General features: G+C 64.3%; 8 protein-coding genes. 7 read left to right on the top strand and 1 reads right to left on the bottom strand.

The window, feature by feature from the left end; all coding sequences use genetic code 11:
* A partial coding sequence (locus WA702_RS30405; protein ID WP_425114230.1) for a response regulator occupies window positions 1-260 on the bottom strand: 260 nt, incomplete at its 3' end.
* Window positions 261-530: 270 nt separating this feature from the next.
* Between WA702_RS30405 and WA702_RS30400 the strand changes: the two genes are divergently transcribed.
* The 7 genes from WA702_RS30400 (at window position 531) to arfB (ending at window position 9,939) form a co-directional block, all read left to right on the top strand.
* The gene (locus WA702_RS30400) at window positions 531-1,514 is read left to right on the top strand and encodes a bifunctional riboflavin kinase/FAD synthetase (protein WP_425114229.1); all 984 of its coding nucleotides are present in this window, start codon (window positions 531-533) and stop codon (window positions 1,512-1,514) included.
* A gap of 215 nt (window positions 1,515-1,729) precedes the next feature.
* Window positions 1,730-4,729, top strand: a complete 3,000-nt coding sequence (gene ileS / locus WA702_RS30395) for an isoleucine--tRNA ligase (protein WP_425114228.1) — start codon at window positions 1,730-1,732, stop codon at window positions 4,727-4,729.
* 178 nt (window positions 4,730-4,907) lie between these two features.
* Window positions 4,908-5,405 (top strand): signal peptidase II, encoded by a 498-nt coding sequence (gene lspA / locus WA702_RS30390; protein WP_425114227.1) that lies wholly within the window; start codon window positions 4,908-4,910, stop codon window positions 5,403-5,405.
* A 148-nt stretch (window positions 5,406-5,553) separates the two neighbouring features.
* Window positions 5,554-6,276, top strand: a complete 723-nt coding sequence (locus WA702_RS30385; RefSeq protein WP_425114226.1) for a hypothetical protein — start codon at window positions 5,554-5,556, stop codon at window positions 6,274-6,276.
* Between the two features lie 254 nt (window positions 6,277-6,530).
* Window positions 6,531-7,913 carry a M16 family metallopeptidase gene (locus WA702_RS30380; RefSeq protein ID WP_425114225.1) on the top strand — a complete coding sequence of 461 codons (1,383 nt, stop codon included), beginning with the start codon at window positions 6,531-6,533 and terminating at the stop codon, window positions 7,911-7,913.
* A gap of 11 nt (window positions 7,914-7,924) precedes the next feature.
* Window positions 7,925-9,286, top strand: a complete 1,362-nt coding sequence (locus WA702_RS30375) for a M16 family metallopeptidase (RefSeq protein WP_425114231.1) — start codon at window positions 7,925-7,927, stop codon at window positions 9,284-9,286.
* A 233-nt stretch (window positions 9,287-9,519) separates the two neighbouring features.
* Window positions 9,520-9,939 (top strand): alternative ribosome rescue aminoacyl-tRNA hydrolase ArfB, encoded by a 420-nt coding sequence (gene arfB / locus WA702_RS30370; RefSeq protein WP_425114224.1) that lies wholly within the window; start codon window positions 9,520-9,522, stop codon window positions 9,937-9,939.
* The last annotated feature ends 426 nt before the right edge of the window (window positions 9,940-10,365 follow it).

Below are 10,365 nucleotides of genomic sequence, written 5' to 3'. Positions count from 1 at the left end.
ATCATGATGAAGGGCGTGGTCGCCAGATTGGGATCGGCGCGGACCTCGCGGAGCAGGTCATAGCCGGTCATCGGCTCCATGTTCCAGTCGGAAATCACCAGGCCATACTTCTTGGCGCGCATCTTGTTCAGCGCCATCGAGCCGTCGCTGGCGTCGTCGATGTTTTCAAATCCGATCTGCTTCAGAAGATTCTTGAGGATACGGATCATGGTGGCGTAGTCGTCCACGACCAGCACCGGCATCGAAAGGTCAACCGCCATCTTACTCCCCCCGAACGCGAACACGACGCGTCGACTGATGACACACAATTTTCCACGCGGACGGGCCATGAGCCCTCCGCCATCCACTGCCAGTGCTAGCATCAGCCCTTAAACAGCCAGTTAATCGGATCCGGCGAATGCCGTCCGGCGGCATCCAGGGACGAGCAAACCCCGCGGCTTGACTTCCCCGGCCGGTCCGCGCCACGGTTGGAAAGAGGCTTTGGCTGCGCCGCAGTCCTCCGGCCGCATCCCGTTGAGACATCTGTACAAATGCCTGCGTTCACTGTCATCCGCGATCAGACGCCGCAAGCGTCCATTCCCCGTGGCGCCGTCGTCGCAATGGGCAATTTCGACGGCGTTCATCTCGGCCACCGGGCCGTCATCAACGCCGCGATCGAGATCGGCCGGGCGCATGGCCGCCCTGCTTTGGCGTTGACCTTCGAGCCGCATCCGCGGCGCTTCTTCAGCCCGCACAGCCCCCAGTTCCGCCTGACCGACGAAACCGCCAAGCTGCGGCTGCTGGCCGGAACCGGGCTCGCCGGGGCTGTGGTGATGACCTTCGATAAGGATCGGGCACAGACCACCGCACAGGATTTCATTCACCACGATCTGATCGGGCGGCTCGGCGTGTCCGGCATCGCGGTCGGCTACGACTTCCATTTTGGCAAGGGTCGCGTCGGCTCGCCGAGCCTTTTGGTCAGCGAGGCGCCCCGGCTCGGCATCGAGGTCGACGTGCAGCCCCATATCGACATCGAGGAGCGGCCGGTGTCCTCGACCGCGATCCGCGAGGCGCTGGCGGAGGGCCAACTCGACGAGGCCACCATGATGCTGGGCGGCAGCCCCTGGTTCGTCACCAGCGAGGTGATCCACGGGGAGAAACGCGGCCGCGACCTCGGCTATCCCACTGCCAACATGCGGCTCGACCGGGATTGCGGGCTCAAGCACGGCATTTACGCGGTCCGGGTGGGGCGTGGCCGCGGCGCCAACCGGGTGCTGGTCGACGGTGTCGCCAGCTTCGGCCGCCGCCCGACCTTCGACAACGGTGCGCCGCTACTGGAAGTGTTCCTGTTCGATTTCAAGGACAGCCTCTATGGCGAGAGCCTGGATGTCGCCTTCATCGGCTACATCCGCGAGGAGCTGAAATTCACCGACATCGACGGCCTGGTGCGGCAGATGGACGATGACAGCCAAAAAGCCCGCGCTCGGCTCAAGGCCAGCCCGGATGCCTTCCCCCGGCTTGGCGAGATCGAATAGGCCACCGCTTTTTTCGCCTCCCTGTCCGCCTCGCGGACTTTGCGATTTCGGCGCCCGGCTGCTATGAGGGAGCCCCATGTTGATACGGCGCATCATCGGCATTAGCGGCCCGGCTTCCGCCTGAGCATTTGCTCGGCGCAAGACCGGGATGTCCAGCGTTCGCCACCCGCGCACCAAACGCGCTGCTCGCGCCCCCTTTAGCCAAAAAGATTCAGATGTCCGAGAAGCCGCAAAAGTCCGACGTGACTGACTATTCGAAAACCCTGTTCCTGCCGCAGACGGAATTCCCGATGCGCGCCGGCCTGCCGCAGCGCGAGCCGGAGCTGTTGAAGTACTGGAACGAGATCGACCTCTACGGCAAGCTCCGCAGCAGCGCCAAAGGCCGGGCCAAGTTCGTGCTGCACGACGGCCCGCCCTACGCCAACGGCAACATCCATATCGGGCATTCGCTCAATAAGATCCTCAAGGACGTCGTCACCAAGAGCCAGCAGATGCTTGGGCACGACTCCAATTATGTCCCAGGCTGGGACTGCCACGGCCTGCCGATCGAATGGAAGATCGAGGAGGAGAACTACCGCTCCAAGGGCAAGGCCAAGCCGGACTTCCGCGACTCCGCCGCCATGGTGGCGTTCCGCAAGGAGTGCCGCGCCTATGCGCAGCGCTGGCTCGACATCCAGCGCGAGGAGTTCAAGCGTCTCGGCGTGATCGGCGATTGGGACCATCCCTACGCCACCATGACCTATCCGGCCGAAGCGCAGATCGCGCGCGAACTGATGAAGTTCGCCGCCAACGGCACGCTCTATCGCGGCTCCAAGCCGGTGATGTGGAGCGTGGTCGAGAAGACCGCGCTGGCCGAGGCCGAGGTCGAATACGAGGACTACACCTCGGATACGGTGTGGGTGAAGTTTCCGGTCACCTCGCCGGCGCATGGCGCGCTCGCAAATGCTTCGGTCGTGATCTGGACCACCACGCCCTGGACCCTGCCCGGCAACCGCGCGATCTCGTTCTCGCCCAAAATCGCCTACGGCCTCTACAAGGTCACCGACGCGCCGTCCGACAACTGGGCCAAGAATGGCGACCTGCTGATCCTGGCCGATGCGCTGGCCGAGGCCGTGTTCAAGCAGGCCCGCGTCACCTCTTACGAGAAGGTGCGCGACATTCCCGGCGACACCCTGGATGCGGTCGAATGCGCGCATCCGCTGAAGGGCTTTGCCGGCGGCTATGAGTTCACTGTGCCTCTCTTGCCCGGCGAGCACGTCACCGACGATGCCGGCACCGGCTTCGTGCACACCGCGCCCGGCCACGGTCGCGAAGACTTCGACGTCTGGATGGCCAATGCACGCGAACTCGAAGCGCGCGGCATCAGCGCGACCATCCCTTATACCGTCGACGAGAACGGCGCGCTCACCGATCATGCGCCGGGCTTTGTCGGCAAGCGCGTGCTCAACGACAAGGGCGAGAAGGGCGACGCCAACGAGGCGGTCATCAAGGCGCTGATCGAAGCCGGGGCGCTGCTCGCACGTGGACGCCTCAAGCACCAATATCCGCATTCCTGGCGCTCCAAGAAGCCGGTGATCTTCCGCAACACGCCCCAATGGTTCATCGCGATGGACAAGGACATTGCGGACAACGGCAAAGCCAAGTCCGGCGACACCTTGCGCGCTCGCGCGTTGCAGGCGATCTCGGTGACGCAATGGGTGCCGGCGGCCGGCGAGAACCGCATCACCGGCATGATCGCCAATCGCCCGGACTGGGTGATCTCGCGCCAGCGCGCCTGGGGCGTGCCGATCGCGGTGTTCGTGCGCGAGAAGGGCGACGGCTCCGCCGAGATCCTGCAGGACGACACCGTCAACAAGCGCATCGCCGATGCCTTCGAGCAGGAAGGCGCCGACGCCTGGTATGCCGAGGGCGCGCGCGAGCGCTTCCTGGGCAAGCTTGCCAACGAGGATTGGAAGAAGGTCGACGACATCTGCGACGTCTGGTTCGATTCCGGCTCGACCCACGCGTTCGTGCTGGAAGACCCGGTGCATTTTCCTGGTTTGGCCGGCATCAAGCGCAAGATCGATGGCGGCCAGGATACCGTGATGTATCTGGAAGGCAGTGACCAGCATCGCGGCTGGTTTCACTCCTCGCTGCTGGAGAGCTGCGGCACCCGTGGCCGCGCGCCCTACGACGTCGTGCTGACGCATGGCTTCACGCTCGACGAGAACGGCCGCAAGATGTCAAAGTCGCTCGGCAACACGGTCGAGCCGCAGAAGGTGATCAAGGATTCCGGCGCCGACATCCTGCGGCTCTGGGTCTGCGCCACCGATTTTGCCGACGACCAGCGCATCGGCCCGGAGATCCTCAAGAACACCATCGAGACCTATCGCAAGCTGCGCAACACCATCCGCTGGATGCTCGGCACCTTGCATCACTTCCACCGCGATGATGCGGTTGCCTTTGCCGACATGCCGGAGCTGGAGCGGCTGATGCTGCATCAGCTGAGCCAGCAGGAGGAGATGGTGCGCCGCGCCTATCTCGAATTCGACTATAAGACGGTGATCTCCTCGCTTGCGACCTTCATGAACTCGGAGCTGTCGGCGTTCTATTTCGACATCCGCAAGGACACGCTGTATTGCGATCCACCGTCCTCGGTGGCGCGCAAGGCGGCGCTGACCACGATCGACCTAATCTGCGAGTCGATCCTGAAATGGCTGGCGCCGGTGCTGAGCTTCACCTGCGAGGAGGCCTGGCGGATGGTTCGTCCGAATGCCGAGCCGTCGGTGCATCTAACCTTGTTCCCCGACGCAATGGAGCGCTATCGCGACGATGCGCTGGCCGCGAAGTGGGAGACCATCCGCGACGTCAGGCGCGTCGTCACCGGCGCGCTGGAGCTCGAGCGTGCCGCCAAGCGCATCGGCTCCTCGCTCGAAGCCTCGCCGATCGTCTATGTCGCCGACCGCGCTTTGATCGGCACACTGTTCGATGTCGATCTCGCCGAGGTCTGCATCACCTCGAACTACGAGGTGCGTGAGGGCGAAGCGCCTGCAAGCGCGTTCCGGCTCGACAATGTGCCTGGTGTCGCTGTCGTGGTCGAAAAGGCGGTGGGCACCAAATGCGCCCGCTCCTGGAAGATCCTGCCTGATGTCGGCGCGGACAAGGACTATCCCGACGTCTCGCCCCGCGATGCCAAGGCGCTGCGCGAATGGAAGGCGCTGGGAGTGAGTGTCTAGTGCCGCAGACGTCGCTTCAGGAAAGACCGTCGTCCCGGCGCACGCCGGGACCCATAACCAGCGGCGCGTCTTGTAGACAAAGAAAGATGATCCGAGATCTTTCTGCCGCTTGGCATCACGCGGTATGGATCCCGGCGTTCGCCGGGATGACGATCTTTGTTATCGCGAGCATCTCGCTATGACCCCTCCCCTCCGTTCCGGCCTGATCGCCGCCGTCATCACCCTGGTCCTTGACCAGGCGTCCAAGCTTTGGCTGCTCGACATCCTGGACATCGCCCACCGGGCCCCCGTACGGGTGACGCCGTTCTTCGACCTGGTGCTGGCCTGGAACATCGGCATCAGCTTCGGCTGGCTGCAGAACGACAGCCAGATGGCCCAGCTCAGCCTGATGGCGATCAAGGGCATCGCCGTCGTGCTGCTCGCGATCTGGATGGTCCGCTCGCAGACCGTGCTGGCCACGGTGGCGCTCGGCATGATCATCGGCGGTGCGATCGGCAATGCGATCGACCGGCTGGCCTATGGCGCCGTGGTCGATTTTGCCCTGCTCCATATCGAAATCGGTGGGCAGACCTACAATTGGTACATCTTCAACCTGGCCGACGTGGCCATTGTTGCCGGGGTCGCCGCCCTGCTGTATGATTCCTTCATCGGGGTACCCGCCGCAAAAGCGCCCTGATCCCGGTCGATACGACCTCGGTTACAAGCCACGGTCCAAAGCTTCGAAGGACCGGCAAAGGGCTGAAGACCCTCATTATTTTGATTTTGGCCATCAGTAGGCTATCTTTTCGGCAGTCTGGGACTGGACCGGTGAGGACAGGAAGGTCATGCGCAAAATCGACGTCGGCAGCTTGATGGCAACGGGTTCTTCGAGGGCGCTCGCGCGCACCGCGCGGCTCTCCGCCGTCGCGCTCGGCATCGGCCTCCTGCTTGCATCCGGTGTCGCACGGGCCCAGGACGATGATCAGGAGGACGACAAGACCTTCGAAGAGAAGATCATCGACAATCTGATGCGCGGCGTGGGGGCGACCAACATGGAAACCCCGACCATCGATTATCGCGAGCGCTCGCCGCTGGTGGTGCCTCCGAAGCTGGATCTGCCGCCGCCCGCGTCCGCCCGGCAGGCCAATGCGCCGAACTGGCCGAAGGACCCCGACGTGCTGCGTCGTGAGGCCGACGCTGCGGCCCGGAAGAAAGCGAGCCAGGAGACCAAGGACCCCACTGCAGCGGCGCGGCCCCTGACACCGGCCGAACTGAAAGCTCACAAGATCGCCAGGTCCAAGACCACTGACCCGGTAACGCCAGGCGTGAGCAACAACAACCCGACGCTCAGTCCCTCGCAGCTCGGCTACAAGGGTGGCCTGCTTGGCATGTTCAAGGGTGGCATGGACAGCGAAAGCAAGCCGTTCACCACCGAGCCCGAGCGGGAAAGCCTGACGCAGCCGCCGGCCGGCTATCAGACCCCGTCGCCAACCTATGCCTACGGAACCGGCCCGAAGGAGTCGCTGACCCCGAAGCAGTACGACGTCTTGACGGGCAAGGAGAGATAGCCAGTCGAACGCCGCAGGCATGCGCGGCGTCCGAACTCCGCATGATATCGCGGCAGACCCCGCGGCTGGCACTGCCGGAACTCCAGCTCGGCTGGTACTATTCCGGATTGTCTGCGTTAACGGCGTTAATGAAATGTCCGTCGTCCCGCGTCAGGAGTCCATCTCCGCTTTGTGACGCCGGGCCTATTGCGCGCGGTATATAGAATGCCGGCGTTGTTCCCCGCATCTTTGCCGGGACTTTTACAAGGATCATGATGTCCTCTTTTCGGTTCGTCTCAGTCCTCGCCACCCTTATATCCCTCGTCGTCGTCCCCGTTGGCGCGATTGCGCAGACGACATTCCACTCCGAGCCCCCGGCCAGTTTCACGCTGCCGAACGGCCTGCAGGTCGTGGTGATTCAGGATCACCGCACGCCGGTCGTCACCCAGATGATCTGGTACAAGGTCGGCTCCGCCGACGAGACGCCCGGAAAGTCCGGGCTCGCGCATTTCCTCGAGCATCTGATGTTCAAGGGCACCGCCAAGCATCCGGCGGGCGAATTCTCCCAGACCGTGCTGAAGGTCGGCGGCAACGAGAACGCCTTCACCTCGGTCGACTACACCGGCTATTTCCAGCGCGTGCCGCGCGACCAGCTGGCCAAGATGATGGAATTCGAGGCCGACCGCATGACCGGCCTCGTGCTCAAGGACGAGAACGTGCTGCCGGAGCGCGATGTCGTGCTCGAAGAATACAACATGCGCGTCGCCAACAATCCCGAGGCGCGTCTCGGCGAGCAGATCATGGCCGCGCTCTACCTCAATCATCCCTACGGACGGCCGACCATCGGCTGGCATCAGGAGATCGAGAAGCTGACGCGCGAGGAGGCACTGGCCTTCTACAAGCGCTTCTATGCGCCGAACAACGCCATCCTGGTGATCGCGGGCGACACCGACGTCAACGAGGTCCGCCCGATGGCCGAGCAGACCTTCGGCAAGGTGGCAGCCCAGCCCGACATTCCGGTCCGCCGCATCCGTCCGCAGGAGCCGGAGCCGGTGGCGCCGCGCACGGTGACCCTGGCCGATCCGCATGTCGAGCAGCCATCGATGCGCCGCACCTATCTGGTGCCGTCGGCGACGACAGCGGCCCCCGGTGAATCCGCCGCGCTCGACGTGCTGGCGCAGTTGATGGGCTCGGGCAGCAACTCCTATCTCTACCGCGCGCTGGTGGTCGACAAGCCGCTCGCGGTCAACGCCAACGCCTCCTATCAGGGCACCTCGCTCGACCCGACGCAGTTCTCGATTTCGGTCGCCCCGAGGCCGGGCGTCGAGTTCTCGCAGGTCGAAACCGTGGTGGACCGCGTGGTCGCCGAGGTCGCGCAGAACCCGGTGCGGGCGGAGGATCTCGAACGCGTCAAGACGCAGCTGATCGCGGAAGCGATCTACGCCCAGGACAACCAGGCCACCATGGCGCGCTGGTATGGCGGCGGCCTCACCACGGGCCTGAGCGTCGAGGACATCAGGAGCTGGCCGGACCGCATCCGCGCCGTCACCGCCGACCAGGTGCGTGCGGCGGCGCAGAAGTGGCTGGACAAGAAGCGCTCGGTGACGGGCTATCTGATCAAGGACAATTCGGCCAAGCGCGAGGAGAAGCGATCGTGAATCACATCAGCATGTTCGCACGTCGCCTCGCCTGCGTTGCCGCCGTCGGCGTCGCCGCGCTTGCGGCTTCGCCCGCCGCCAACGCAGCAGCCAAGATCCAGCATCTGGTTTCGCCCGGCGGCATCGAGGCCTGGTTCGTGCAGGACTCCACCGTGCCGTTGATCGCGATGGAATATGCCTTCGCCGGCGGCGCCACGCAGGATCCGGCCAACAAGCCGGGTGTCGGCAATCTGGTCGCCGACCTGCTCGACGAAGGCTCCGGCGATCTCGACTCCAAGACCTTCCACGAGCGGCTCGACCGCCGCGCCATCGAGCTCAGCTTCCAGATCGCCCGCGATCAGTTCCGCGGCTCGCTGCGCATGCTGCGCGACAACAAGGACGAAGCCTTCGACCTCCTGCATTCCTCGCTGACCTCGCCGCATTTCGACAGCGTCGATGTCGAGCGCATCCGCTCCCAGGTGATTTCGGGATTGCGTCGCGACACCACCAATCCGAACGCGCTGGCGGGCCGCAAATTCCTCGAGCTCGCCTATGGCGATCATCCCTACGGCCGGCCGAGCGGCGGCACGCTGGAAAGCGTACCGACCATCACGGTCGACGACCTCAGGGATTACGTCCATCACGTGCTGGCCAGGGACACGCTGAAGGTCGCCGTGGTCGGCGACGTCGATCCGGCCACGCTGGGCCAACTGCTCGACAAGACCTTTGGCGATCTGCCGGCGAAGGCAAGCTTGACGCCGGTGCCCGATGTGGTGGCAGCCAAGCCGCCGCAACAGGTGCTGGTCAATCTGGATGTGCCGCAGACCGTCATCACTTTCGGCGGTCCCGGCATCATGCGCCATGATCCGAACTTCATGGCGGCCTATGTGGTGAACCACATTCTCGGCGGCGGCAGCCTGTCGTCGCGGCTCTACAAGGAGGTTCGCGAGAAGCGCGGGCTGGCCTATTCGGTCTACGACGCGCTGCTGTGGATGGATCACTCGGCGCTGTTCATCGGCAACACCGGCACCCGTGCCGATCGCGCCGGCGAGACCATCGCGGCGGTCGAGAAGGAGATCAAGCGCATGGCCGAGGACGGCCCGACCCAGCAGGAGCTGGACGAGGCCAAGTCCTACATCAACGGCTCGCAGATGCTGGCGCTCGACACCTCCTCGAAGCTCGCGCAAGCCTTGCTGCAATATCAGCTCGACAAGATGCCGATCGACTACATCGAGAAGCGCAGCGAGATCGTCAACGCGGTGACGCTCGACCAGGCCAAGCAGGCCGCGAAGCAGCTCTGGAGCCAGGGCCTGCTCACGGTCGTCGTCGGCCGCGCACCGACCACCGTCGCCCAGCCGGCCACCATCACCGCGCCTGCCGTGAAGGCGGATTGATCGCGCGACACAGGCGAGCTGCTCGTGAGTTGAAAGCCCTGCCCTCACCGGCAGGGCTTTTTTGCTTTTAGCCGGAACGGCGCGGTCGGATTCAATCGCTGCACAGCCACGACAGCGGAGTGAGTTGCCACACCATCCGATCCAAAAACGCGGTCGTCCCGTGCCAGCCGCCGGCGCAAACCGCACATAAACCCGCTATGGTGCCGTCAGAATCCCTTTGTTTGTGGTGCCCCATGCTGCGGATCTCCCGCGACCTTGCGATCGACGAGAACGACATCGAGATTTCCTTCGTTCGCGCCTCCGGCCCCGGCGGCCAGAACGTCAACAAGCTCTCGACCTCGGCGCAGCTGCGCTTCGATGCCAGCCGCCTGCCCTTGCCCGAGGACGCCGCCGAGCGGCTGGCACGGCTGGCCGGCCAGCGCATGACCAAGAACGGCGTCATCGTGATCCAGGCCGAGCGCTTCCGCACCCAGGAGCGCAACAAGGCCGATGCGATCGAGCGGCTGGTCACGCTACTGCGCGAGGCCATGGTGCGGCCGAAACCGCGCCGTCCGACCAAGCCGACCTTCGGCTCTAAGCAACGCCGCCTGGAAGGCAAGAAGCACCGCGGCGACATCAAGGCCGGGCGTGGCGGGCGGCGATTTGATGATTAGTAATGGGCACATCGACATAAAAGCGCAGAAGCCGGTGCGCTCCCTCTCCCCGTCCTTTACGGGGAGAGGGTTGGGGTGAGGGGCAGACGCTCGATTGGTGCGAATTGTTAGACCTGTCCCCCCTCACCCGTTCGCTGCGCGATCGACCTCTCCCCGCAAGCGGGGAGAGATTACAAGCAACGCCTTTTTGTTCTTCCGCGAAACAGCCCGCTACTACCACCGCCGATTAGCTGCGACCTAGTCTCATCCAAAACGACGGGTGAGGGCGATGTCGGGACGGCGTGCAGTGCGACGAAGCGGATTTGCGGTTGGGCTTGGATGTTGCGGCGCGACACTGATTGCGTGTGCCGCGATGGCGCAGATGCCGTTTCCGCCAGCGACAAAGCCCGCCGACGGCGCGACGCTGTTCAAGCAGCAATGCGGCAC

This window comes from Bradyrhizobium sp., from assembly GCF_049798375.1.
Lineage (GTDB): Bacteria > Pseudomonadota > Alphaproteobacteria > Rhizobiales > Xanthobacteraceae > Bradyrhizobium.
Note: the sequence above shows the minus strand (reverse complement) of the source record. Positions and strands in the feature narration are given on the sequence as shown.